General features: G+C 73.5%; 22 protein-coding genes. 9 read left to right on the forward strand and 13 right to left on the reverse strand.

The features are described from left to right. Nucleotides 1-71 precede the first annotated feature (71 nt). Nucleotides 72-1,697: a cellulose binding domain-containing protein gene (locus tag OG823_RS03520; RefSeq protein WP_371477397.1), complete on the reverse strand. Its 1,626-nt coding sequence runs from the start codon at nucleotides 1,695-1,697 to the stop codon at nucleotides 72-74. 284 nt (nucleotides 1,698-1,981) lie between these two features. Continuing rightward, a complete protein-coding gene (locus OG823_RS03525) occupies nucleotides 1,982-2,932 on the reverse strand; it encodes a diiron oxygenase (RefSeq protein ID WP_371477400.1) in 951 nt (316 codons plus the stop codon). Nucleotides 2,933-3,381: 449 nt separating this feature from the next. Between OG823_RS03525 and OG823_RS03530 the strand changes: the two genes are divergently transcribed. From OG823_RS03530 to OG823_RS03545, 4 genes are all read left to right on the forward strand, one after another. Continuing rightward, nucleotides 3,382-4,392, forward strand: a complete 1,011-nt coding sequence (locus OG823_RS03530) for an NUDIX domain-containing protein (protein WP_371477402.1) — start codon at nucleotides 3,382-3,384, stop codon at nucleotides 4,390-4,392. A 209-nt stretch (nucleotides 4,393-4,601) separates the two neighbouring features. Further along, nucleotides 4,602-4,883: a hypothetical protein gene (locus OG823_RS03535; RefSeq protein WP_371477405.1), complete on the forward strand. Its 282-nt coding sequence runs from the start codon at nucleotides 4,602-4,604 to the stop codon at nucleotides 4,881-4,883. A gap of 70 nt (nucleotides 4,884-4,953) precedes the next feature. Beyond that, a complete protein-coding gene (locus OG823_RS03540) occupies nucleotides 4,954-5,166 on the forward strand; it encodes a DUF6480 family protein (RefSeq protein ID WP_371477406.1) in 213 nt (70 codons plus the stop codon). A gap of 74 nt (nucleotides 5,167-5,240) precedes the next feature. Beyond that, a complete protein-coding gene (locus OG823_RS03545; RefSeq protein WP_371477408.1) occupies nucleotides 5,241-6,023 on the forward strand; it encodes an SGNH/GDSL hydrolase family protein in 783 nt (260 codons plus the stop codon). 271 nt (nucleotides 6,024-6,294) lie between these two features. Here OG823_RS03545 and OG823_RS03550 read toward each other — a convergent pair whose 3' ends face one another. Further along, nucleotides 6,295-6,831 carry a MarR family winged helix-turn-helix transcriptional regulator gene (locus tag OG823_RS03550; protein ID WP_371477410.1) on the reverse strand — a complete coding sequence of 179 codons (537 nt, stop codon included), beginning with the start codon at nucleotides 6,829-6,831 and terminating at the stop codon, nucleotides 6,295-6,297. A gap of 268 nt (nucleotides 6,832-7,099) precedes the next feature. On the opposite strand from OG823_RS03550, the gene OG823_RS03555 reads away from it, so the two are divergent. Continuing rightward, nucleotides 7,100-9,244 carry an MMPL family transporter gene (locus OG823_RS03555; protein WP_371477411.1) on the forward strand — a complete coding sequence of 715 codons (2,145 nt, stop codon included), beginning with the start codon at nucleotides 7,100-7,102 and terminating at the stop codon, nucleotides 9,242-9,244. Between the two features lie 277 nt (nucleotides 9,245-9,521). Continuing rightward, a complete protein-coding gene (locus OG823_RS03560) occupies nucleotides 9,522-10,985 on the forward strand; it encodes a DUF2252 domain-containing protein (protein ID WP_371477412.1) in 1,464 nt (487 codons plus the stop codon). A 111-nt stretch (nucleotides 10,986-11,096) separates the two neighbouring features. On the opposite strand, the gene nadE is transcribed toward OG823_RS03560, so the two are convergent. Beyond that, nucleotides 11,097-11,927 carry an ammonia-dependent NAD(+) synthetase gene (gene nadE, locus OG823_RS03565; RefSeq protein ID WP_371477413.1) on the reverse strand — a complete coding sequence of 277 codons (831 nt, stop codon included), beginning with the start codon at nucleotides 11,925-11,927 and terminating at the stop codon, nucleotides 11,097-11,099. 230 nt (nucleotides 11,928-12,157) lie between these two features. Between nadE and OG823_RS03570 the strand changes: the two genes are divergently transcribed. After that, nucleotides 12,158-13,390: a DUF5685 family protein gene (locus OG823_RS03570; protein ID WP_371477415.1), complete on the forward strand. Its 1,233-nt coding sequence runs from the start codon at nucleotides 12,158-12,160 to the stop codon at nucleotides 13,388-13,390. 66 nt (nucleotides 13,391-13,456) lie between these two features. Here OG823_RS03570 and OG823_RS03575 read toward each other — a convergent pair whose 3' ends face one another. The 5 genes from OG823_RS03575 to OG823_RS03595 all read right to left on the reverse strand — a co-directional run bounded on the left by OG823_RS03575 (nucleotide 13,457) and on the right by OG823_RS03595 (nucleotide 17,087). Further along, on the reverse strand, nucleotides 13,457-13,606 hold the full coding sequence (locus OG823_RS03575) for a hypothetical protein (protein ID WP_371477417.1): 150 nt from the start codon (nucleotides 13,604-13,606) through the stop codon (nucleotides 13,457-13,459). Nucleotides 13,607-13,849: 243 nt separating this feature from the next. Continuing rightward, entirely contained in the window at nucleotides 13,850-14,251 is a 402-nt protein-coding gene (locus tag OG823_RS03580; protein ID WP_371477419.1) for a pyridoxamine 5'-phosphate oxidase family protein, read from the reverse strand. A gap of 234 nt (nucleotides 14,252-14,485) precedes the next feature. Next, nucleotides 14,486-15,283 (reverse strand): aminotransferase class IV, encoded by a 798-nt coding sequence (locus OG823_RS03585; protein ID WP_371477421.1) that lies wholly within the window; start codon nucleotides 15,281-15,283, stop codon nucleotides 14,486-14,488. A gap of 89 nt (nucleotides 15,284-15,372) precedes the next feature. Beyond that, a complete protein-coding gene (locus tag OG823_RS03590; RefSeq protein ID WP_371477422.1) occupies nucleotides 15,373-16,005 on the reverse strand; it encodes an MBL fold metallo-hydrolase in 633 nt (210 codons plus the stop codon). Then, nucleotides 16,002-17,087: an S-(hydroxymethyl)mycothiol dehydrogenase gene (locus OG823_RS03595; protein WP_371477424.1), complete on the reverse strand. Its 1,086-nt coding sequence runs from the start codon at nucleotides 17,085-17,087 to the stop codon at nucleotides 16,002-16,004. The genes OG823_RS03590 and OG823_RS03595 overlap by 4 nt, the downstream gene beginning before the upstream one ends. Nucleotides 17,088-17,435: 348 nt before the next feature. Here OG823_RS03595 and OG823_RS03600 point away from each other — a divergent pair, with 348 nt between their 5' ends. Beyond that, nucleotides 17,436-17,690, forward strand: a complete 255-nt coding sequence (locus OG823_RS03600) for a hypothetical protein (RefSeq protein ID WP_371477426.1) — start codon at nucleotides 17,436-17,438, stop codon at nucleotides 17,688-17,690. A gap of 467 nt (nucleotides 17,691-18,157) precedes the next feature. Here the strand turns inward: OG823_RS03600 and OG823_RS03605 are convergent, their stop codons facing one another. Further along, on the reverse strand, nucleotides 18,158-18,643 hold the full coding sequence (locus tag OG823_RS03605; RefSeq protein WP_371477428.1) for a MarR family winged helix-turn-helix transcriptional regulator: 486 nt from the start codon (nucleotides 18,641-18,643) through the stop codon (nucleotides 18,158-18,160). 115 nt (nucleotides 18,644-18,758) lie between these two features. On the opposite strand from OG823_RS03605, the gene OG823_RS03610 reads away from it, so the two are divergent. After that, nucleotides 18,759-20,249 carry an MFS transporter gene (locus OG823_RS03610; protein WP_371477430.1) on the forward strand — a complete coding sequence of 497 codons (1,491 nt, stop codon included), beginning with the start codon at nucleotides 18,759-18,761 and terminating at the stop codon, nucleotides 20,247-20,249. Nucleotides 20,250-20,386: 137 nt separating this feature from the next. On the opposite strand, the gene OG823_RS03615 is transcribed toward OG823_RS03610, so the two are convergent. The 3 genes from OG823_RS03615 to OG823_RS03625 form a co-directional block, all read right to left on the reverse strand. Then, nucleotides 20,387-21,937 (reverse strand): hypothetical protein, encoded by a 1,551-nt coding sequence (locus OG823_RS03615; protein WP_371477432.1) that lies wholly within the window; start codon nucleotides 21,935-21,937, stop codon nucleotides 20,387-20,389. Nucleotides 21,938-22,002: 65 nt separating this feature from the next. Next, nucleotides 22,003-22,845 (reverse strand): hypothetical protein, encoded by an 843-nt coding sequence (locus OG823_RS03620; RefSeq protein WP_371477434.1) that lies wholly within the window; start codon nucleotides 22,843-22,845, stop codon nucleotides 22,003-22,005. Between the two features lie 58 nt (nucleotides 22,846-22,903). Continuing rightward, nucleotides 22,904-24,241 carry a phosphotransferase gene (locus OG823_RS03625; protein ID WP_371477436.1) on the reverse strand — a complete coding sequence of 446 codons (1,338 nt, stop codon included), beginning with the start codon at nucleotides 24,239-24,241 and terminating at the stop codon, nucleotides 22,904-22,906. Nucleotides 24,242-24,349 lie beyond the last annotated feature (108 nt).

A 24,349-nucleotide genomic window follows, 5' to 3' on the forward strand; every position in this document is an offset into this window, starting at 1 on the left:
CGGCGCGGGCGAGCCGGACGGGAGCGGGTTCGGGGGGAGCGGCCCCGGCCGGAGGCGGTCGGCCCGGGAGGTCAGCCGTTGAACGCCGCGAACAGCTTCGAGAACTGGTAGGGCGTCTGCGTGACGTTCGTGCACTTCGACAGGCCGCCGGTGCAGGCGTTGGCGTCCCTGGTCATCTCCCAGAAGGCCAGCTCACCGAGGTGGTTCTGCTGGGCGAAGGTGACGAGCTGCTGGGCGTCCGCGAGGCCGAACACCTCGGAGGCGCTGTCGTTCTGGCCGAGCATCGGGGTCACCCCGACCATGGCCCACGCCTGCGCCGCCGTCAGCGCCGGCCAGACCTGCTTGATCTGTGCCTGGGTGGACTGGGCGGACTGGATCGCGTAGGTGCCCATCCGGCCGCTGGGGCTGGGCGCGGCGGAGTCGCCGAAGTCCATCGCCATCACGTTGACCACGTCCACCGCGACGCCCGCGTTCTTCGCGGACTGCAGGATGTAGAACCCTTCCGTGGTGAGGCCGTTGGGCAGCACGGGAAGGGTCAGACTGACCTTGAGGTCACGGCCCTTGGCCCGCTGCGCGGCCTGGACCTGGGCGATGGCCGCAGAGCGGCGGTCCACGGACGCCCGGTCGGGGACGGCGGTCCCCTCGATGTCGAAGTCGATGCGGTCCAGGCCGTAGACGTCGACGACCTTCTGGTACTGGGCAGCGAGCGAGGCGACGGTGGTGCAGGACTGCGCGAGCTCGGTGCCGTTGGCACCGCCGAACGACGGGCGGACGTCGCCGCCGGCGGCGCGCAGGGCGTCGATGTCCGACTTGTACCAGCCGCCGGCCGGGTCGTACGCACCGAACCAGCTGGCGGTGCAGGGCTGGCTGCCGTTGATGAGGAAGGCCAGCGAGAACTGCTTGAGGCCACTGGCCGCCGAGAGCGCGGTCAGGCTCGGCGTCGGGTACGCACCCAGGTCGACGTAGGGCGCGGCGGCACCGGGCACCGTACCGGTGCCCGCGGTGGCGCTCACCGCGGCGGAGACCGGTGACTCGTTGCCGGTGGCGTCGAAGGCCGACACGCCCACGGTGTGGCTGCTGCCCTGGAGCAGACCGGAGAGCACCGCGCTGGTGCCGGTGACGGTGGCGACGACCGACGTCCCCTCCCAGAGGTGGTAGCCGGCGACCGACTGGTTGTCGGTGGAGGCGTTCCAGGAGAGCGCGACGGCCCCGGGGGTCGTCGCGGTGACCTTGAGACCGGCGGGGGTGGTGGGGGCGGCCGTGTCGGCGGGCAGGCCGGCGCAGGGCTGGTTGTTGACGGTGCAGTTGGCAGGCGGGGTCTGGGCGCCCGTGCCGGTCGCGACGTCGAACCCGACCACCGGCGCCGTGGCGCCCGGCGCGAGCGCGGCGGCCCAACTCGGCGCGGTGACGGTGTAGTGCGTGCCACCGGTGACGGCGACAGAGGTCAGCGTGCCGTTCCAGACACTGCTGACGCTCTCTCCGGTCGGCAGGTCGAAGGCCAGCGACCAGGTGTTGACGGTGGCGTTGGTGTGGTTCGTGATGGTGTAGCCGGCCTCGAAACCGCTCTGCCAGCTCTGGGTGACCGCGAGGTCCGCGATGAGGCCGGTCAGACCGCCGGCGGCCTGGGCGCCGGACGCGGTCAGCGGGGCGGCCAGCAGGACTGCGGCCGTGGCGAGGGGCAAGGTGACGCGCCTCATGGGCGAGTTCTCCTCGGATGTGGGGGGCGGCGCGCAGGGCCGCGCCGCCGAGAAGGGTGGGGGTGGTCAACCGCGCGGCCTTCACAAGATGGTCCAGACCATTGGCCGCCGTCAAGGGATCACTTCCCTAAGCTTCCTTAAGGCTGCGCGCATCCGCGACCATCAGGCGCCCCCGGTCCCCGGGCAGTTGGCGGGCGCGCCCGGCCCCGCGCCCGCCCCGACCGCCCCGACCGCCCCGCCCGTCCGCCCGCCCCGCCCGCCCATACCGCCGCCGGGCGACCCCGCTACCTCCCGGACGCCTCGCGACCGGTCTGCACGACGCCGGCCGCACGCAGCAGCCAGCGGTTGGCCCGACCGATCAGCCCCGCCCCGTCGAGGACCTCCAGCGTCTTGGCCGCCATGTCCCGCTTGGTCGCGCGCCAGTGCGGGTTGGCCCGGGCCGCCCGGCGGCCCTCCGCCGGATCCACCCCCACCGCGGCGTACAGACGCGGGTTGATGAGACTGACGGTCGAGTAGTAGATGATCACCCCGATGGCCAGCTGCTCCCACCGTCGGCGGATCGGACCGAGCCGCCGACGCTGCAACTCCTCACGGGCGTAGCTGATATGACGGGACTCCTCGATCACGTGAATGCGGGAGACCTGTCGGGTCAGCGTCTGGAGCGACTCGTCCGCCATCGCCTCGCGCTGGAAGGCGTCCAGGATCTCCTCCACGTACATCGTGCCGCCGAACGTCTGACTGTGGGTGGAGACGGCCTTGAAGATCCGGCCCAGTTCATGGGCCCGCCGGCCGGGGCCGTACGCCGGCACGCCCATCCAGGAGATCATCCGGGCGAACATCACCGAGTGGCGGCACTCGTCGGCGATCTCCGTGAGCGCGTACTGGACGTGCGCGGTGGTCGGGTCGCGGTCGAAGGCGTGGCGCAGCAGCATCTGCATGAGGATCTCCTCGAACCAGATGCCGACGCTGGCGATGCTGGCGACCTCGTGCTTGCTCAGCTCGACGCGCTGATCCTCCGTCATCCGCTCCCACTGGGGCGTCCCGTAGAGCGACAGCCGCCGGGGCGGGGCGTAGTAGCGGCCTGGCTCCGGCTCCGCGGACCAGTCGACGTCCTTGAGCGGGTCGAAGGACAGCTTCGCGGAGGAGGCCAGCAGACGCCGGGCGGTGCGTTCGCGTCCGGGCGCCTGGTCGGGTGCGTCCGGGCCGGTGCCGACGCGGCGGGCGGTTGCTGTCATGAACGGCTCCTCGGTTCCTGGATCGCGCGGCACCCCGGGTGACACGCCGGTCGGCACGCCGGTGACACGCCCGTGGGGACGGCTGTCCGGCTGCGGGCCCTTTCGACACGGCCCCGATCCAGAAGCTAGAAGCTATTAGACGCGCCGTCAATAGAACTGTCGTCACCTCCCCGCCGAGGGCCCGAGGGGCCGCCTGGGCCGGGTGGTCGGCCTCCTCGAAATCTGCCCGTTCGACCCGGGCGCTCCCGAAACCTCCTGGCTTGAACACCTGGGACGAACCGCACCATCATCGACCGGGAGCCGTTCGCCGACGCACAACTCAGCCGAGGCGAAGCCGACTCGACGAGCCGCGTCGCCCCTGGTCGCGGTGGTGGCCCGCCGCCGGGCCGTCACCGGCGGACGGGCCCGCCGGTCCGTCCACCCGCCCGTCCCACCCCTGGAGAGTCCCGGTGACCGCAGCCATGCCCGACGACAGCATCCCCGCCCGCGATCCCGAGCTCGCCCGCTACCTCGTCGCGCACGCCGCCCCGGCCGCCTGCGCCGACGCCCTGATCCGTGACCGCCACGGCCGGATCCTGCTGGTGGACCCGGTCTACAAGGACGGCTGGGACCTGCCTGGCGGCATGCTGGAGGACGAGGAGCCGGCCGTCGCGCTCCGCCGCGAGATCGACGAGGAACTCGGGCTCGCCGTGGAGGTCGGGCGACTGCTCGCGGTCGACACGGTCCCCGCCGCCACCCACGGCCGCACCATCCTGGCGCTGCTGTACGCCGGGCACGTGGCGGGCGAGTTCGACCCGGCGGCGCTGACCCTGCAGAGCAGCGAGATCCGCGCGGCCGACTTCCTCCCGGAGGAGCAGGCGCTGGCGCTGCTTCCACCGGCCGAGCGGCGCCGCCTCACCGCGGCGCTGCTGGCCGAACGCGGCGCCCACACGGCCGTACTGCGCGACGGACACTCCTCGACTCCGCGCACGCGCGACCACTACGCACAGCTGGCGGCTCCGATGATGGCCGCCACCGTCCTGCTCACCGACTCGGCGGGCCGGGTGCTGGTCCTGGATCCGAGCTACAAGGACCACTTGGAACTCCCGGGCGGGATGGTCGAGGCCCACGAGTCCCCCTCGCAGGCCGCCGAACGGGAACTGGCCGAGGAGCTGGGGCTCGCCGGGCCGGTCGGCCGACTGCTGGTGGTGGACACCGCCTCGGCGTCGGCGGCCGCCCACGGCCGGGCGTTGACCTGCATGGTCTACGCCTCACGGACCTTGACGCCGGATCAGGTGGACGGTCTGTCCTTCCCGGACGGGGAGATCCGCGCCGCGTACTGGCTGGACCGCAAGGAGGCCGTCCGACGCCTCCCGGCCCGGCTCGCCGCGCGGGTGGAGGCCGGCCTGGAGGCGCTCGCCGACGGCACGATCATCCACCTGGAGGGCGGCGAACGGGCCCCGGCACCGAAGGCGGGCTGATACCGAAGCTCGGCAGCGGGCGGGCGGCGGCGGGCCGCACGGGCGGGGGGCGGCGAGCCGCGCCGCCCGCCCGTACGGCCTCCACCGGCGCAACGCCAACCGTTGCGGCAACGGTGCGACTCGACTCCGCACGGCCCTGGGAGCACCGTCGACATCAGGGACCTCACAGGAGGTCCGGTCCCGCCGGACACGGACGGAAGGAACACCTGATGATCGTGCGCAAGCTCCACGAGGCCGGGGTGACCAGCGAGCACGCCTACGCGGCCGCATTCGGCTCGATCGGCCTGTCCCTGGTCAGCTGGGTCACGTCGATGAAGGCCGAACACGCGGGCGTCGAACGGGCCGACCGCTGGGGCATCTTCATCGGCGAGTGGGCCCCCACCTTCTTCGGCCTCGGCCTGGCGCTCGCCGGCTACGAGAAGCGTCCGGCGGCGCCCGCCCAGGGGGTCGACACCCCCTGGTGGGGGAAGCAGGAGGAACGAACCGGCTGACCGGGCACACGCCCGACGGCCCGCCCCGGACGCCCGGGGCAGCACATCGAGACACCGACCGGGAGATCTCATGTCCAGCATCTCTCCGACGGCCCTTCCCGCCGGAAGGTCCGTCCCCACCGAAACCCCGGAGTGCGAGTCCAGCACCACGGCCGGCATCTCCACCCCGGAGAGCACGGAGCTGCACAACGCCTGGCCCAGCTGGCCGCCGATGGTCTTCGTCGCCGTCCTCGTGGTCGCCGTGATCGGGTTCATGGTGGCCCGGATGATCGCCTTCGGCTGAGTGGCCAATCTCACGCACCGCGACCGGTCACCTACGGTGGCGTAGGTTACTTGAGACAGTGAAGTATCGCTTCCATGGCCGACCACCAGGAGACCCCTGACCTTCGTTCCTACGTAGCCCTCGGCGACAGCTTCACCGAGGGCCTGGACGACCCCGGCCCGGACGGCGTCTACGCCGGCTGGGCCGATCGGCTCGCCGGGCTGCTGGCCGAACGCCGCCCACCCGGCGAGTTCCGGTACGCCAACCTCGCCGTGCGCGGCCGACTGCTCGACCAGATCGTCGCCGAACAGGTGCCCCGGGTCCGGCTCATCGGGCCCGACCTCGTCACCCTCGCGGCCGGCGGCAACGACATCCTGCGCCCGGGCAGCGATCCGGACGCGGTGGCCGAACGCTTCGAGGCCGCGGTCCACGACCTGCTGGAGTCCGCCGGAACGGTGCTGATCTGCACCGGCTTCGACACGCGGGACACCCCCGTCCTGAAGCATCTGCGCGGCCGGATCGCCACCTACAACGGTCACCTGCGTGCCATCGCCGACCGCAACGGCTGCGCGGTGGCCGACCTCTGGTCGCTGCGCGCCATGCACGACCGGCTCGCCTGGAGCGAGGACCGGCTGCACCTCTCCCCCGAGGGCCATCAGCGGGTCGCCCTGCTGGCCGCCCGCGCCCTCGGCGTCCCGGTCGAGCAGGACCCGGACGCGCCCTGGCCGCACCGCCGCGTCCCCAGCCCGGCGGAGCAGCGGCGGGAGAACCTCCAGTGGGCCCGCGGGTATCTGCTGCCCTGGGTGGGGCGCCGCCTGCGGGGCGAGTCCTCCGGGGACCACGTCGAGGCCAAGCGTCCGGAGCTGCTACCGCTCTGACCGGCCGTCACCCCGGCTCCGCACGGCGGGGCCCCACCGACCGCGTCGACGCGGCGGTGGGGCCGTCGTGCGGAGCCGACCGCTCTTCCGGCCCACCGCGGCGAAGCCTGGTCCGCCGCGAAGCCGGGTCGGCTCGCGGCGCCCGCCCGTACGGCCGCGCGGCCCGCGGACCGCCCCCGGGCCCGGCTGCCCCCGCCGCCCCCGGTGGCGCCTTCGGTGCACCTGACGATGCGGCGCGGACACCGAGCCCGGCCGCGTGGCGCCCGTCCGGTCAGCGCGCCGGCCCCCCGGCCTCGGTGCGTCGCTCCTGGCGCAGGGCGGCCAGCTCCTCGGTCATCCGCCCCAGGAAGCGGGCGACCACGCCCAGTTCGTCGGGCGTGAAGTCGGCGCGGACCACGTCGGTGCGCTCCGCCACCGGGGTGAACCACTCGGTGGCGATCCGCCCTGCGCCGGGGTTGTAGTGCACGTGCACCTGGCGGCGGTCGACGGAATCCCGGGCACGGCGCACGTGACCGGCGCGCTCCAGGCGGTCGAGCACGGCGGTCACGGCGCCCGAGGTGATGCCGAGCTGCTCGCGCAGCCGTCCGGGTGTCATCGCCTCCGCCTCCGCGCCCTCACCGCGGCCGCCGCGCATGATGGCGAGCAGCGCCTGGACGTCGGTCGCGTGCAGGCCCTGGGTGGCGGCGAAGTCGTGCCCGAGCAGGTTCATCTCGGAGGCCAGCCCCTGGAGCAACCGTCCCAGCTCACGGCGGTCGGCGCCGCGGTCGCTCGATTCGTTCTGGGTCACCGGCGCGTGCTGCTCGGGCAAGGTCGCCTTCCGTCCGTACGGTCGGCGGGAGCCCGGACGCACCCGCCGCCCACCAGTTTAGAGCGGCCGGCCCCGGGCACCCGGCCCGTGGTGCCCCTCCGGGCACCTGCCGGGGAGTCCGGATCCGCCGGGTAATTCACCGATCAAGTCTCTCAATCATTGAGATATCATCGGTGTCCGGGGCACCGGGACGCCCCTGACACCCCCTGACACATCTGCACCGACCCGACCGGTACCGACCGAACCGGCACGCACGAAGGACTCCGCCATGCCGAGATCCACCCGTCGTACGCGATTCCTGATCCCGCTCCTCCTGCTGGTGGCCTGGCTCGGTCTGGGCGGCGCTTTCGGCTCCTACGCCGGCAAGCTGGGCGAGGTCTCCTCCAACGACAGCGCCGCCTTCCTCCCCAAGAGCGCGGAGTCGACCGAGGTCGCACGGCTGCGCAAGGCGTTCGAGGCCGACGCCACGCTGCCGGTGATCGTGGTCTGGGAGGCGAAGGACGGCAAGGTCACCGAGGCCCAGCGCGGTGCGGCCGCCGCCGCGCTGCAGGCCGCCGCCCACGTCCCCGGCGGGACCGGGAGCGCCTCGCCCGCGCTCCCCTCCGAGGACGGGCGGGCTCTCTCCGGGGTGGTGGCCCTGCGCGGCGACCTCGGCCGCACGGTCGGCGACAGCGTGGACGCCGTCCGCGCCGAGGTCGGCAAGGTCGAGGGTGCGAACGTCGGCCTGGCCGGCCCGGCCGCCATCCAGAGCGACCTGGCGGGCGCCTTCGCGGGAATCGACGGAATCCTTCTCGGGGTGGCGCTCGGCGTCGTCCTGGTGATCCTGCTCGCGGTCTACCGCAGCGTGCTGCTGCCCTTCCTGGTGATCCTCGGCGCGGTGTTCGCACTCGGGGTGTCCTGCGCGATCGTCTACGTGCTGGCGCAGCACGGCGTGGTCCGGGTGGACGGCCAGGTCCAGGGCCTGCTGTCGATCCTGGTGATCGGCGCCGCGACCGACTACGCCCTGCTGCTCTCCGCCCGCTTCCGCGAGGAGCTCCAGCGGAACCCGGACCGCTGGGCGGCGATGCGGATCGCCTGGCGCCGCTCGGTGGAGCCGATCGCCGCCTCCGGCCTGACGGTGGCACTCGGTCTGCTCGTCCTGCTGCTGTCCGACCTGACCAACAACCGGGCGCTCGGCCCGGTCGGCGCGATCGGGATCGTCTGCGCCGTCCTGTCCGCGCTCACCTTCCTGCCGGCCGCTCTCGTACTGCTCGGCCGGGGCGCCTACTGGCCGGCGCGGCCGCCGGCCGACGGCGGCACCCCGGTGCACGGGATCTGGCGCCGGGTGGCCGGCCTGGTCGGCCGCCGGCCGCGCGCCACCTGGGCGGTCGCGCTCGCCGTCCTGGCCGCCTGCGCCGCGTTCGCGCCGACGCTCAACGCCCAGGGCGTTCCGCAGAGCGAACTGTTCATCAAGAAGCAGCCGTCGGTGACGGCGCAGCAGATGCTCTCCGCGCACTTCCCCGGCGGCTCCGGCAACCCGGCACTGGTGATCACGGACGGGGCGGCGGCGGAGCGGGTCCGCGCGGCGGCCACGGCCGTGCCCGGCGTGAGCTCCGTCCAGCCGTACACCGGGGGCGCCCCCGGTGCGGCGCCGCGGGTCGCCGACGGGCGCGTCCGGCTGGACGCCACCCTCGCCGACCCGGCCGACAGCGACGCCGCGATGGCCACCGTGCAACGCCTGCGGGCCGCCGTGCACGCGGTGCCCGGAGCGGACGCGAAGGTCGGCGGCTACACCGCCCAGCAGTACGACACCCGGATGACCGCACGGCACGACCGGGCGGTGATCATCCCGGTCGTCCTGCTCTGCATCCTGCTGATCCTGATCCTGCTGCTGCGCTCGCTGGTCGCCCCCCTGCTGCTCGCCGCGACGGTCGCGCTCTCGTATCTCGCGACGCTGGGCGTGTCCGCGATCGTCTTCCCGCACGTGTTCGGCTTCTCCGGCACGGACCCGTCGGTGCCGCTGTACGGCTACGTGTTCCTGGTGGCGCTCGGTGTGGACTACAACATCTTCCTGATGACCCGGGTCCGCGAGGAGTCGCAGCGCCACGGCACCCGGGAGGGCGTGCTGCGCGGCCTCACCGCCACCGGCGGGGTGATCACCTCGGCCGGCGTCGTCCTGGCGGCGACCTTCGCCGCCCTGGGGGTCATCCCGCTGGCCTTCCTCGCCCAGATCGCGTTCATCGTGGCGTTCGGCGTGCTGCTCGACACCCTGCTGGTCCGCTCCCTGCTCGTGCCCGCGCTGGTGTACGACCTCGGCGAGCGCACCTGGTGGCCGGTCCGGCTGTACCCGAGCCGTCCGGAGCGGGACGGGAACGGCGACGACGGCGGGGAGCGGCGCTCCTCCGAGCCGGTACCGGACGGCGTCATCGGCTGACCCTTCGTCAACGTCGGCCCTCAGCACGGCCGGCCTCGACTGTCGGCGTCGACGGATGCCCCTCGCCGGCCGGACGGCGCGAGGGGCATCCGCCCGTCCGGCCCGCGCCGGTCGGGGGCCGCGCCGCCGGGCCCCGACCGGCGCACGCCGCCACCGGCCGCGCACCACAGCCACGAGCAGGGGATCCGCCTGCCGAGGGGCCGCCGCCGCTCGGTAGCCTTCATCGCGACAAGGGGAATCCGCCGGGGCCGGCGGCGCGACGAACGGGGCGGTTGTGGTGGGGTTGACGGAGACGACGGTCGAGTCCGGAGCAGGGATCGACGGGGCGGCCGGAGCTACCGGCCGGACCGGTGAGGGGCACGGCTTCGCCGTCCAGGGCTTCGCCTCGGGCACCCGCGGCCCGGCGGCCGGGCGCCGGGGCAAGGCCCTGCGCGACAACGCCGCACGCGAGCAGCACGCGGACTTCGCCCTCGCCCCGGAGCGGCCCGGCATCGTCGAGGTGATCGAGGCCTCGAACGCCGGCCGGATCCCGCACCTGGTGCCGATCCGTCTGGGCCGGATGTCCGCGACCCCCTTCGCATTCCTGCGCGGTGCGGCCGGGCTGATGGCCGCCGACCTCGCGACCACACCCACCAGCGGGATCACCGCCCAGCTCTGCGGCGATGCGCACGCCGCCAACTTCGGCCTCTACGGGGACGCCCGCGGCCGGCTGGTGATGGACATCAACGACTTCGACGAGACCGTGCCCGGCCCCTGGGAGTGGGACCTCAAGCGACTGGCCGCCAGCCTGGTGCTCGCCGCGCGCGAGGTCGGGGCGGACGAACACACCGCCCGCCAGGCCGCGTTCGACGCGGTCGGCTCCTACCGCCGCACCATGCGCACGCTGGCCAAGCTCCCCGCCCTCGACGCCTGGAACGCCGTCGCGGACGAGCACCTGATCGCGGTCGCCGACGCCCACGAGCTGTCCGAGCTGCTGGAGAAGGTCTCGGCCAAGGCGCTCAACAACACCAGCGCCCGGTTCGCCGCCAAGTCCACCGTCCGTGACGCGGACGGCCGGTGGCGCTTCACCGCCGCACCGCCCGTGCTCAGCCAGGTGCCCCACGAGTCGGCGGCCGGCGTCGCCGCGTCCCTGGAGCGGTACCTGGACACCGTGCCGCCGGAGCTGCACCCGCTGCTCGCCCGCCACCGCGTGCAGGACGTGGCGTTCCGAGTGGTGGGCACCGGCAGCGTCGGCACCCGCTCGTACGTCGTGCTGCTCACCGACCACCGGGACCGGCCGCTGGTCCTCCAGGTCAAGGAGGCCCGCCCGTCCGTGCTCCTGCCGCACCTGGCCCGGGCGGGCTACCCCGTCCGGGAGCTGCCCGCGCACGAGGGGCAGCGGGTGGTCCTCGGCCAGAAGCGGATGCAGATCGTCAGCGACACCCTGCTGGGCTGGACCACGGTGGACGGACTCCCCTACCAGGTACGGCAGTTCCGCAACCGCAAGGGAAGCGTCGACCCGGCCGCGCTGCTGCCCGCGCAGCTGGACGACTACGCCCGCATCACCGGGGCGCTGCTCGCCCGCGCACACGCGCACACCGCCGACCCGGGGCTGATCTCGGGCTACTGCGGCAAGAACGAGGCCCTGGACGAGGCGGTGGCCACCTTCGCGGTCGCCTACGCGGACCGCACCGAGGCCGACCACGCGGAACTGACCGCCGCCATCCGGTCGGGCCGGCTGCCGGCTGAACACGGGATCTGACCGCTCGGGCCGGGGCCCGGCGTCCCGGCCCGGCGGTGCCTCACCACATGGGCACCCTCGCGGAGCCGGCCCGACCGGGCCGGGCTCCGCCCGGGTGATCGGCGGGCACCGCTACGGGGCGACCGGCAGTTGGCGCTTGTGCTCGGTGAGACGGTAGCGGCGGACGATCGTCTCGAAGACCCCCTCGTCGACCGGCTTGCCCTCCAGGAAGTCGTCGATGTCGTCGTAGGTCACGCCGAGCGCGTCCTCGTCGGCCTTGCCCGGGTCGAGGGTCTCGAGGTCGGCCGTCGGGATCTTCCACACCAGCTCGGCGGGCGCGCCCAGCAGGTCCGCGACGGCGCGCACCCGGCGCTTGGTCAGGCCGGTCAGCGGGACCAGATCCGCCGCGCCGTCGCCGAACTTGGTGAAGAAACCGGAGACCGCCTCGGCGGCATGGTCGGTGCCGACCACCAGGCCGTCGTGGGCGCCTGCCACCGCGTACTGGGCGATCATGCGCTGCCGGGCCTTGATGTTGCCCTGGACGAAGTCCTGGTGGTGGGCGTCGCGGAACTCGACGTCGGCGGCCAGCGCGGCCTCCAGGGCGGCGTCGCTCGCGGGCTTGACGTCCACGGTCAGCACGTGGTCGGCCCGGATGAAGGAGAGCGCCAGCTGCGCGTCGTGCTCGTCGGCCTGGACGCCGTAGGGCAGCCGCATCGCGTAGAACCGCGCCTCGTGCCCGGCGGCCCGGGCCCGCTCGACCGCGAGCTGGCACAACCGGCCGGTGGTGGTGGAGTCGACTCCACCGCTGATGCCGAGTACCAGGGACCGCAGGCCGGTGGAGGTCAGCCGCTCGGCGAGGAACGCCACCCGGCGCTCGATCTCCTTCTCGGCCTCGAAGGTCTCGGCGACCAGGAGTTCCCGGGCGATCTCTCGCTGCAGGGCGATGGACACCGGCTCGCTCACGTCTGCTCCTTCTTCCTGCTCGCGATGTGCTGTCACACCCACCCTACTGATCCCCGGCTCCCGGTCGGCACGTCGGGCGGCAGGTGGTGCGGCAGCGGGCCCACCAGGCGGGCGGTACGTCCGGCGGGCGGTACGTCGGCCGGCCGGGTGCGCCCGGGGATCGTCGCGGCGCTGATCGTACAATTGGCCGGAATTTCGCCGGGCTGCCCGGCATCTGCACGAGGGGGAACATGTTCGGGATCATCAGGCCCTGTCGACACGGGCTCTCCGAGCAACTGCAGACATCCTGGATGGCTCATCTGTGCGGCCTCTGCCTGGCGTTGCGTGACAACCACGGGCAGCTCGCCCGAACCGCGACCAACTACGACGGGCTGATCATCTCCGTACTGGTCGAGGCCCAGAGCGCTCCTGCGGACGGCTCGTGGCGTCGGACCGCGGGCCCGTGTCCGTTGCGCGGCATGCGGACCGCCGAGGTGGCGAAGGGCGAGGGCGCCAAACTGGCCGCTGCCGTGTCGCTCGCGCTGGCCTCGGTGAAGATGCGTGACCACGTCGAGGACCGGGACGGGCTGTTCGCCCGTCGCCCGATCGCCGTCGGCGCCCGCGCGGTGACCCGCCGCTGGGACCGGCAGAGCGCCGGCAGCGGCTCCGCGGTCGGCTTCGACACCGCGGTGCTGCTGACCGCCGGCGCGCGCCAGGGCGAGCTGGAGCGGGCCGCGCGGCCCGGTGGTTCGGTCCTGCTGGTGACCGAGCCGACCGAGAGCGCCACCGCCGCGGCCTTCGCGCACACCGCCGTGCTGGCCGGCCGGCCGGGCAACGCCGCGCCGCTCGCCGAGGCCGGGCGGCTGTTCGGCCGGCTGGCCCACCTGCTGGACGCCGCCGAGGACCAGGCCGAGGACGCCGCGACCGGCGCCTGGAACCCGCTGACCGCCACCGGCACCGACCGGGCGGAGGCCGAACGGCTCTGCCGGGACGCCGTGCACGGCATCCGCCTGGCGCTGCGCGAGGTGGAGCTGACCGACCGCTCGCTGACCCACGTGCTGCTGGGCCACGAGACCGAACGGGCCGTGGACCGGGTCTTCGGAAGTCGCCGCCGTCACACCGCGAGCTGCACGGGCGCGCCGACGGCCGAAGCCCCGCAGCCGACCGCACCGCCCGGACACAACCCCTATCAGCAGCCGCCGGGTCAGGACTTCGGACCGCCGCCCGGCGGTCGCCCGCCGCGACGCAACCTGCTGGCGGGGTGTGCGCTGTGGACGCTGATGGCCTGCACCTGCCGGCTGATGTGCTGCGAGCACGAGGACCCGTTCAGCCGCGAGCGCCGGGACGCCTTCTGCGTGCGCCACGACTGCTGCGACAGTTGCGACTGCTGCGACGCCTGTCAGTGCTGCGGGGACGGGTGCGACTGCTGCAACAGCTGTGACAACTGCGGCTGCGACGGGTGCGACTGCGGGTGCGACTGCTGAGGCGCCCCGGCCGGGACGACGGGCTCGGCCGGCCGGAGCGAACCGCCGGCAGGGCGGCGCAGCGGACTACTCCGACCGGCCGGCGTCGCCCTCGGCGCCGGCCCGCCGGTCGGCCTCCAGCGAGCGTTCCAGGCCCGAGAGAAGCGTCCGGAACGCCGCGGCGTCCGTCCGCGACAGCGGCTCGACGGTGGGTGCTTCGATCGACGGCTGACTCATGCCGGGCGTCTCGATTCTGCGGCGGGTACGGGTACGGGCACGGCCGATCCGGGATCGGGCCGGTGCCCCGGGCGGAAGGTACGACCGCGACGATAGGCCGCCCCGATCAACGCCCGCTAAACACCGAACGCACGGAACGCACGGAACGCCCGCTGAACACCGAACGCACGGAACGGACTCAGCGCCCACTGAACACCGAACGCACCGGGGCGCGCGGAGCCGTCCGGGCCGGGCCGGGCCCGGTCAGGCCCGGCCCAGCACCCGGTCCACCGTGACCTCGATGACCACCCGGCCGGGATTGACGCGCGGCTCGCGGTACCGCTCGGTGTAGCGCCGCTCGGCCTCGGCGACCGCCGCCGGGTCGTCCCTGACCACCGCGACACCCTCCAGCGTGCACCAACGCGCCCGGTCCACCTGGCAGAGCGCCACCCGCATCCCCGTCGGACCGGCCGCCGCCACGTTGCGGGCCTTGCGGCTGGTCCCGCTGGTGATCACCCGGGCGAGCCCGGCCTCCGGGTCGAAGGTGACGCCGACCGGCACCACGTGCGGGGTTCCGTCCGGGCGGGCGGTGGTCAGGGTGGAGATCAGCCGTTCCTGCCAGAAGCTGAGGACGGCGTCGTCGAGGTCGCGCGGGTCGTGGGCCATGCTGGGGATCGTACGTCCCGGCGCCGGGCGGCGCCGGGTCGGCAGCCCCCTCCGGCCCGCCGACGCAGGACCCGGGCCCGACGCCCGCCGACGCAGGCCCCGCCCGATGCCCGCGGACCGCCGACCGCCGACCGGCGCGCGGCCCGCCCGCCCGCACGGCCGTCCGAACAGCCGCCGTGGCCCCTGCCCTGCCGCCGAGCCCCCGAGCGGCCCCGGCCCGGCTACGCCCGGAGGTCAGATCGCGTCCCGGGGAGCCTCGTCGTACAACCGCCGTGCGGTGGCCAGCAGCTGGGCGTCCAGCGGCAGATCCAGCCGGTCGATCCGGCCGACCGCGGCGAAGCCCCGGGTGTTGGTGACGAAGGCGCCGTCGAACGCGGCCAGGTCGGCGAGGAACACCGGGCGCCGCTTCGACTCCACACCGGAGGCGGCGAGTTCGCGTCGGAGGACCTGCATGGCGATACCGTTCAGCGCCGGGGCGTCCGGCCAGACCACGGTGTCGCCCTCGATGAACCCGATGTTGGTGAAAGCGCCCTCCGCCACCACCCCGCCGGGGCCCACCAGCAACGCCTCGTGGTAGCCCTCGGCCGCGGCGAGCGCCGCGTAGTAGGGCTGCCCGAGGCCGCCGAGGCCCTTGAGGTGGGCGACGGGCCGCTGAAGGTCCACCGCACGGAGGTGCAGCACCTCGGCGGGTGCGGGGCCGGGCGGGCGTACCGCGACCAGCGTCCGGACCGCGGCGGCACCCTCGGGACGGAAGACGTTCACCCGTACCGAGGCGTCCCGGATGCCGTCGGGGCCCTCCCCCAGTGCGTGCCGGATCAGGTCGAGCACCCGGTCACCGTCCAGAGCCTGGCCGTAGAGCTCCCGGGTGGCCGAGTCCAGCCGCGCCAGGTGGAAGGCCAGCCCGCGCGTCCTGCGATCCCGCACCTGCATGGCCGTGAAGTGCCCGTACCCCCCGAGCGCCAGGTACGCCAGATCGTCCACGGTCGCGGCCAGGCCGTCGACCTCCAGCCTCACCTGCGATGCAACAGTCATGTCGATGAGCCTACTTGGCCCTTCGACGGGGGACGGCCCGACCCTTCGTATCCCGCCGGCGCGAGCCGGGCCGTCCAGGGACGCCGGGCTCAGTGCCCGCGGGCGATCCACTCCGCCAGGCTCGGCGCCTCGGCGCCGACCGTGGTGCTGTCGCCGTGCCCGGTGCGCACGACCGTCTCCGGCGGCAGGGCGAGCAGTCGCTCACGGATCGAGTCGATGATGGTCGGGAAGTGCGAGAAGGACCGCCCGGTCGCCCCCGGACCCCCCTGGAAGAGGGTGTCCCCGGTGAAGACCGTGCCCAACCCGGGCGCGTGCAGGCAGACCGCGCCCGGCGCGTGGCCCGGCGTGTGCAGCACCGCCAGGGTGGTCCCGGCCACCTCGATCACCTGACCGTCGGCCAGTTCGCCGTCCGGCAGCCGGTCGGGATGGGTGAGCTTCCACAGCGGCAGGTCGTCGGGGTGCAGCAGGATCGGCGCGCCCGTCAGCTCGGCGAGGGCCGGGGCCGCGTCGATGTGGTCGTTGTGGGCGTGGGTGCTGATGATCGCGACCAGCCGCCGGTCACCGACCACCGCCGCGATGGCCTCGGCGTCGTGGGCCGCGTCGATCACGGCCGCCTCGGTGTCGTCCCCGACGATCCAGACGTTGTTGTCGACCTCCCAACTGCCGCCGTCCAGCTCGAAGGTGCCGGAGGTGACCAGGTGCTCGATCCGGGCGGCACTCACAGGACCACCACCGAACGGAGCACGTCACCCTGGTGCATGCGCTCGAACGCCTGCTCCACCGCGTCCAGTTCGATGGTCTCGGTGACGAACGCGCCGAGGTCCAGGCGCCCCTGGAGGTGGAGGTCGATCAGGACGGGGAAGTCCCGCGAGGGCAGGCAGTCCCCGTACCACGAGGACTTCAGCGCGCCACCACGCCCGAACACGTCCAGCAGCGGCAGCTCCAGCTGCATCTCCGGCGTGGGTACGCCCACCAGGACGACGGTACCGGCGAGGTCGCGGGCGTAGAACGCCTGTTTGTACGTCTCCGGGCGACCGACCGCCTCGACCACCACGTCGGCGCCGTTGCCGCCGGTCAGCTCGCGGATCGCCTCCACCGGGTCGGTGGTGCGGGAGTTGACGGTGTGGGTGGCACCCAGCCGACGGGCCGTCTCCAGCTTGCGGTCGTCGATGTCCACCGCGATGATCCTCGCTGCGCCGGCCAGCCGCGAGCCCATCACCGCCGCGCCGCCGACGCCGCCGACGCCGATCACCGCGACCGAGTCGCCCCGGCCCACCTCGCCGGTGTTGATCGCCGCGCCGAGGCCGGCCATCACGCCGCAGCCCAGCAGACCGGCCACGGCCGGGGACGCCGCCGGGTCCACCTTGGTGCACTGCCCGGCCGCCACCAGGGTCTTCTCCGCGAACGCGCCGATCCCCAGGGCCGGTGACAGCTCGGTGCCGTCCAGCAGGGTCATCCTCTGCTTGGCGTTGTGGGTGTCGAAGCAGTACTGCGGGCGCCCGCGCCGACAGGACCGGCACTGCCCGCAGACCGCCCGCCAGTTGAGGATGACGAAGTCACCGGGCGCGACCTCGGTCACACCCTCGCCGACCGCCTCCACCACACCGGCCGCCTCATGGCCCAGCAGGAACGGGAACTCGTCGTTGATGCCGCCCTCCCGGTAGTGCAGGTCGGTGTGGCACACCCCGCACGCCTGCACCTCGACCACCACCTCGCCCGGGCCCGGGTCGGGCACGACGATCGTCGTCACCTCGACCGGCGCACCCTTGCTGCGTGCGATGACTGCCTTCACCTGCTGGGACATCGGTTTCCCACCTCCGTCGTCCGGCGCGGCACCGCGCCGGGACCACCACGATCACCTTGCCCCCGCAGCGTATCCCCGGACGCCCCGGTGCCCGGGTGAGCCCGGCCGGTGATCCGCCTCGCCGCACACCGTCCCGCGATGTGTCCCGCTGCCGTCCGGCTGCCGGCCCGACAGCGCTCGGACGGCGCTCCTATGCCCTCCGGGCCCCGCCGTAGCCCCGAGACCGCATACGAACCGGCCGCTGGCCGCGCGGCGTTGGCCGAATCTACCGCCGTCCCCGGGGCGCGGCCCACCTGGCGTCGTACCGAGCGACGCCCCCAGACCGCGCAGCGGTCGATTGCCAGGAGGATGGATGTCCGTCGAGCCCATCCCGACCGTTTCAACACCGCCGCTCGTCCCACGCACTGCCTGCGCCACGCCGAGCCCGGGCCGCCGCGCCTGGCCGCGCCGCCCACCGGCACCGCCGTCTGGCCGATCAGCCGACACGCCGGCTTCCGCCAGGTGCTGACCGACCCCCGCCTGAACCGCGCCCACCTGTACGCGCCGGACGCGCCGCCGAGCTCCCTGACGCCCAACATCCTGGACGATCCCGAGGTCTGCTGAACCTGGACGGCGTTGAGCACCAGCGTCCGCGCCGCACCGTCCAACGCGCCTTCACTCCCCGCGCGATCGCCCGTTGGCGGCCCCGGGTCGCCTCGGCGGTCGACGGGCTGCTGGACGAACTGATCGACCGGGGATCCCCGGCGGACATCGTCGCCGGGTACACCTGGCCGCTGCCGGTGACGGTGATCAGCCGGCTGATGGGCCTGGAGGGGCTCGACCTCAAGCGGCTCGTCCACTGGAGCGACCACGCGGTCTCGGCCACCGCCTGTCCGGCGGAGGCGATCATGGCGGCCATGGAGGACTTCGGCCGGTTCGCCGCCGAACTCATCGCCGAGCGCCGCGCGGCTCCCGGGGCCGACCTGGTCAGCAGCCTGCTCGCGGCGGCGGACGAGACCGGGGGAATCAGCGAATTCCAGTTGGTCTCCATGGTGGTCGGGCCGGTGGTACCGCTGCGGACCGGGCGCCCGTCAGGTGTCCTCGCGCTGCGCGAGGTGGTTGTCCATGGCGGCGTTCAGGTCGGTCACGAGGGACTCGAACCGCTCCAGCAGCTCCGGCGGGTAGGGGGCCATGGCGACGTCCAGCCGGTGGGCCAGCGGTCCGAAGAACTCGTCCGCGCGTTCCTGGATGTGGGCGCCGCCGCGCAGAGTGATGACGCGCCGGTCGGAGTGTTCCCGGCTGCGGACGATGTGCCCGCCGGCTTCGAGACGGTTCAGGAGCGCGGTCGTGGCACCCGAGGAGAGTGAGATGCGCTCGCTGAGCCGCGCAGGCGAGAGCGGGGTGCCCCGTTCCTCCGCAGCGGCGATCTCCAGGAGTGCGGTCGCGTCGGTGGAGTGCAGACCCAACCAGGCGGCGAAGCGCCGGCTGAGCTCGGTGTAGTGGCCGCCGTAGACCCTCAGCCCCTCCATCAGCCGCTCACGCCGAGCCGCGCCGTCCTCGGCCATCGACTCCTCCATGGGCCCGCCACCTTCCGCTCCTGCCCGGAGTGAGCCGCGTCGGCGACTCACGTTGACAATCTATCGACCTCAATTTACCTTCATCGTGGAATTACTTCGCGATGGAGGTATCTGCATGCACGGCCCGTCCCCCACCGACGACGAGCCCGGGGAGCCCTACCGGTGGCGTTGGCTGATCCTGGTGGTGATGCTCGTCGCGGAGGTCATGGACCTCCTGGACGCCTCGATCGTCAACGTCGCCGGCCCCGCTCTGGAGACGTCCCTCGGCGCCGGCTCCGTCGGCCTGCAATGGGTGATCGGCGGCTACGCCCTCACGCTGGGAGCCGGGCTCGTACTGGGCGGCCGCCTCGGTGACCGCTACGGACGCCGCCGGATGTTCCTGCTCGGCCTGGCCGCCTTCACCGGCTGCTCCCTGCTGTGCGCGCTGGCGCCGAACATCGGGGCGCTGATCGCCTTCCGACTGCTCCAGGGCGCCACCGGGGCGATGCTCCTGCCACAGGGCCTGGGTCTGCTGCGCGAGAACTTCTCCGGCCCGGAGCTCACGAAGGTCTTCGGGATCTTCGGCCCCGTCCTCGGCCTCGGCGGGATCGTCGGCCCGGTCCTGGGCGGCGGCCTCATCGAGGGCGACTTCTTCGGCCTGGGCTGGCGATCGGTGTTCCTGGTCAACCTGCCCATCGGCATCGCCGCTCTGGTGCTCGCCACGAAGGTCGTCCCCAGGAGGGGCGGCAACCGTACCGTGAGCGTCGACGCGCTCGGCGCCGCACTGGTCGCGGCGGCCTGCGCCCTGCTGGTGCTACCACTGAACCAGGGCCGGCAGGACGGCTGGCCGCTGTGGACCTGGTTGTCGATGGGCGCCTCCCTTCTGGGGTTCGCCCTGTTCGCCGTGCGGCAGCGCCGCACGGCCGAAGCCGGACGTGAGCCGCTGGTGATGCCGGCCCTGCTCCGTAAGCCCGCGTTCACGGTCGGGCTCGGCGGTATCGCCCTGTTCTTCGGCGGACTCGTCGGCATCCAGCTCGTCCTGACGCTCTACCTCCAGGTCGGCCGGGACTTCACCGCCGGTGAGGCCGGCCTCGGCAATCTGCCGCTCGCCGTCGGAACCGCGATCGGCGGCGCCGTCAGCGGTGCCGTCCTCGCGGACCGGATCGGGCGCCGGGTTCTCCAGATCGGCCCGCTGGTCCAGCTCGTCGGCGCGGCTCTGCTCTGGTTCGAGCTCGACGGGCTCCACACGGCCTCGTTCTCGATCTTGGACATCGCCCCCGGCGTGATGGTCTGCGGGATCGGGGCGGGAATGGTCATCGCCGCCCTGTTCGGCTTCATCCTCGCGGCCGTCGACGACGACGAGATCGGCTCGGCCTCCGGTGTGCTGTCCGCGGTGCAGTCCATCGGCGGATCCATCGGTGTCGCCGCCTTCGGCTCGGTGTTCTTCGCACAGGTCGGGACCGGCGGGTTCACCACCGGCTTCCACCACGCCCTCGTCGTCCAGGCGTGCCTGTTGAGCGCGTTCCTCGCGATCACCTTCCTGCTCCCCCGGATGGGCAGGGCCGAGGAGCAGCACGGCACCGGCAGTGACGCGGCCGCGACCGCTCCGCACACGGCCGACGTGTGAGGCCACGGCCGCGCAGCCGTCCGGGGAGCGGCCGTCGGGGCGCTCCCCGGACGACGCCGGTGATCCGGTCCAGGTGCCGGTGCCGGTGCCGGTGCTCAGGCGCCCGTGCTCAGGCGCAGGGCATCAGGCGCAGGGCATCAGGCGCTCGACGTCGCGATCGACTTGATCTCGTCATAGCCGAACCCGAACTGGCTGTACGTCCGGATCTCCTGCTCGGTCAGCCCACCGCCCTGTGCGAGCTCCTTGATCTGGGCGTCGGTCAGGGGCTCGGCGTTGCCGAACCTGCCCGCGGGGCCGCCGTCCGACGAACTGTCCTGCTCGCCGCCGGCGCCGGCGGCCCGGAAGGCGGCAGTGACGTCGTCGAGGTCGGATCCGGTGATCGCGGTGGCTCCGGCCGGCGCCTGGATCGCCGGGACGTCCTTGCCGAAGGCGATCTTGACGGGGAAGGAGACCCCCGGGGCGAGCTTGTCATCGAGCTGAGCCACGTCGAACGTGACGGACGACAGGGCACCGTGGTCGAGGTACACGTCCAGGGTCAGCCGACGGTCGGGCAGGTCGTTCGGCACGGCCGTCGGCAGCTTGCCGAGGTTCGGTATCTGCTCGGTGAGCGGCTCCACGGCCTTGAGCGCGTCCTGCGCCAGCCTGCGCGCGGGGGCGCTGACGGCGATGTGCTGCGTGCCGTCCTTCGTCCCCCGGTCCTCGAAGGTGAAGTCGTGGGTCAGGATGTCCTTGAGCGAGAGCGCCAGTCCATCGGCCGTCCCGGCGCTCAGCGAGGGGGCGGCGGACGGCAGGGTGCCCGAGGGGCCGCCGGGCCGGCCCGCCCCGGCGGACTCGGCGAAGCCCTCCAGCGTCCCGGGGTCGAGGGAGACCCACTTGCCCGCGAGCGCCCCCTTCAGGACCGCGGGGAAACCGGTCGTCATCTCGTCGACCACCGACGGGTCCTCGCCGACCGTCGCGGCCAGCCCGGCCGCGTCGGCCCGCAGGTACACCGTGCCACCCACGTGGCGCATCTCGGCCAGCGCCTTGCCGCCCTTGCCGGTGACGGCGTAGTCGAACGACAGTGACGTGTCCGCCTTGAGCGCGTCGTTGCTGAGGGCCCCGTCGAGGCTCGTGAAGGACTGCAGGTCCTTGAGCGGCTTGTCGGCGCTGAACGACAGCGAGACACCGACCGACGACAGCGCCGCCGCGCTCCTCGCGTCGATCTCGTCGCCGGTGGCGGAGCCGAAGGCGATGATCTGCGCGGGACTGGCGTCGACGGACAGCTTCGCGCTGAACGACGTGCCGTCGCCGAGCCTGCCGAACGCGTCGGAGACCTTCTCGGCGGCGGAGAGCTGTCGGGCCGTACCGCAGGCGGTGAGCCCGGCGGCGAGAACGGCCGTGCCGGCGGCGGCGACCAGGGTGGTCCGGACGGCCCTGCGGGTGACGGTGTTGATGGAGTGCTCCTGTGGTGCAAGTGGCTTAGGTACGACGGCGATCGGTGGAACGGCGGAGCCGGGAGAGCCCTGACGCGATCTCGGCGCGAGCTCGGTGCTCCGAGGTGCTCCGAGTCGCTCCGAGGTTCTCCCAGGTTCTCCCAGGTGCTCCGAGGCGCGAGCGCCCTTCCGGAGCGTCCGCGACGCCCACAGAGAAACACAGGATCCACTCAGGAAGCATCCGAATTCCTGGTGCTTTCCTCGGAGTGCGCACAAACTACCGGATCGCCGAACGGCCTCCGGAGGCCGGGGCCCGCCCCGTCCGGGTACCTGAGTACCGCTCAGCCCTCCCGCAACAGCGCCTCCACCGAGTGCCGCATCGCCCTGGTGAAGTTCTCCCGGGTGGCGTCGTCCAGCAGGTCGAGCGAAAGGTAGGGATTGAGGTCCTCCAGCTCCACCAGGAGCAGTTCTCCGTCCTCGGTGCGGCAGGCGTCCACCCGCTGGATGCCGTGCGCCAGGGTGTTCCACTCGACGAAGCGGCGGGCGAAGGCGAGATCCGCCTCGGTGGCACCGTAGCGGACGAGCTCCCATCGGCGCTCCGGATCCGGGGCGTACAGCGCGTACTGGAAGTCCTGATCCACGTAGTAGAAGGACACTTCGTGGCGGAACGGTATGAGCGGCTGGACGAGGCATCCGCCGGTGTCCTGCTCGGCGAGCGCGGCGGCGGCCACGATCCGCAGACCGACCGAGTCGGCGCCCAGTCGGGGTTTGACGACGTAGCGGTCCACCGCGGGGAGTGAGGCACGGGCGGCCACCGGGCCGAGGTCGCCGTCCGCGGTGGGGATCACCGCGTGGCCGGCCGCGTCGAGATCCAGGAGGTACTGCTTGCCCGCCATGTCGCCACGGCCCGTCAGCGGGTTGTAGACCCGGACCCCGGCGTCGAGGGCGGCGCGACGGAAGGCGTCGTACTCCCGCTGGTAGTGCAGGACGGGCCCGCTGTTGCGCACCACGACCGCGTCGAATCGGCCCATCAGCGCCCGGGCTTCCAACGGGTGGCAGAGCGCGAGGTCGAAGTGCTCCCGCAACCGGGCGGTGAGCCGGGTGTCCTCGTCCCCGTAGCGACGTCCGTTGGCCGGGTAGGTGAGGTCGGTGACGTACAGCAGGGACGGCCGGGCGGAGGTCATGGGACAGGTCTCTCGGTCGTGGTCGGGGGGGGTGGCGTGGTCGGCGGGGGCTCCGGGGTCAGGCGCAGGCCAGGGCGGCACGGATCTCGGTGGCGGGATCGCCCTCATGGTACGGACGCTCGGAGGTCTCGATGTTCTCCAGGAACTCCTGGTAGCGGAGCGCGTACGCGAGGTGCGCGAGCGGCTCGGCCAGCGTGAGAGCACGAGCCGGGTCGGAGCCCGGGGCGTGGACCGCCCAGGCCCGGGCCCAGGTGTCGGCGATCCGCGCCCAGCACTCCTCGGAGACGAAGGCGCGTGGGCGCAGCCCGTCCAGTACGGGGTGGCCGAGGCAGCTGTCGGCGAAGTCCAGGAGGGTGGTGCGCCGCCCGTCCGAACGCCAGTTGCCCGGGTGGAAGTCACCGTGGACGAAGGTCTCGGGCAGGCCGCAGGCGGCCAACTCCGCGACCAGTACGGGCAGGCGGTCGGCCAGCGCGCGGGCCGCGGTGACCTCGTCCGCCGTCAGCCCGTCGGCGCCGGCACCGTTCAGCAGCCGGTGGACCCGGCCGGGCAGTGCGGCGGGCGCGCGGTCGGGCAGCCCCGCCGCCGCGAGCGCGTCACTGCCGGCCAGCGCGGCCTGCGCGGCCACCAGGCGGGACACCACGTCCTCGACCGTCCGGGCGGAGGGCCCCCAGCAGTCCTCCCCCGGCACGTCGCCGAGCAGAACCCGGCGGCGCGCCGGATCAGCGGCGACGACCTCCGGGACGAGATCCGGATCGACGGCGCCGAGCAGACCGATGACGCCGGCCTCACAGGCGTTGAAGGCGGGGCTCGTGGTCTTCAGCCAGAGCGGACCCTGCGCGGCGGGTATCAGGAACAGGCCGGAGAGATTCCAGCTCCGAATCTGCCGCACGGGCCCCTCCGGAGGGCGGCCGGCCGCGCGGGCGGCGGCGTCCGCCCAGTCGAGCGCGGCACGCAGGCCGTCCGAGGTGGCCCAGTCGGCCCGCCGCGCCGCTGGTCCCGACAGGGCGGCGGGCCCGGACCGAGCGGCGGGCCTGGTCAGGTCTTCCGGTGCGGACAGGGCCTCCGGTGCGGACAGGGCCTCCGGGTCGAGCGGGGCTTCCGGTTGGGGCCGCGCGGTGGGCCAGGCGTGGGCCGCTCCTGTCGGGAGGCGCCGGGCCGGCCGTTCCAGCGCCTCGGCGTGGAAGGTGGTGTGCCCCCCGCGCCCGCCGGCGCCGCCGGTGACGGCGGCCAGTCGCAGCACCGCCACCGGCACGCCGGAGGCGTCCCGGAGCCGGTCCGCGACCGGCCCCACCGCCGACCACCAGGGTTCCTCGACCGCGAACGGGCCGAGACTGCCGAGATACTCTCCCCGGTGGGTCAGGTGCGCGGTGACCGTACGTCCGTTCGTCTGATCCATGGCGGCAGCGTGCCCCAGCCGGACGGCGGGCACCACCGGATTTCCGGCGAACGCGCCCCGCCCGGCGCGCGCCGCACTCCGAGCGCCCTGCGCAGGCGGCGCACGCGG

Source organism: Kitasatospora sp. NBC_00315 (assembly GCF_041435095.1).
Lineage (GTDB): Bacteria > Actinomycetota > Actinomycetes > Streptomycetales > Streptomycetaceae > Kitasatospora.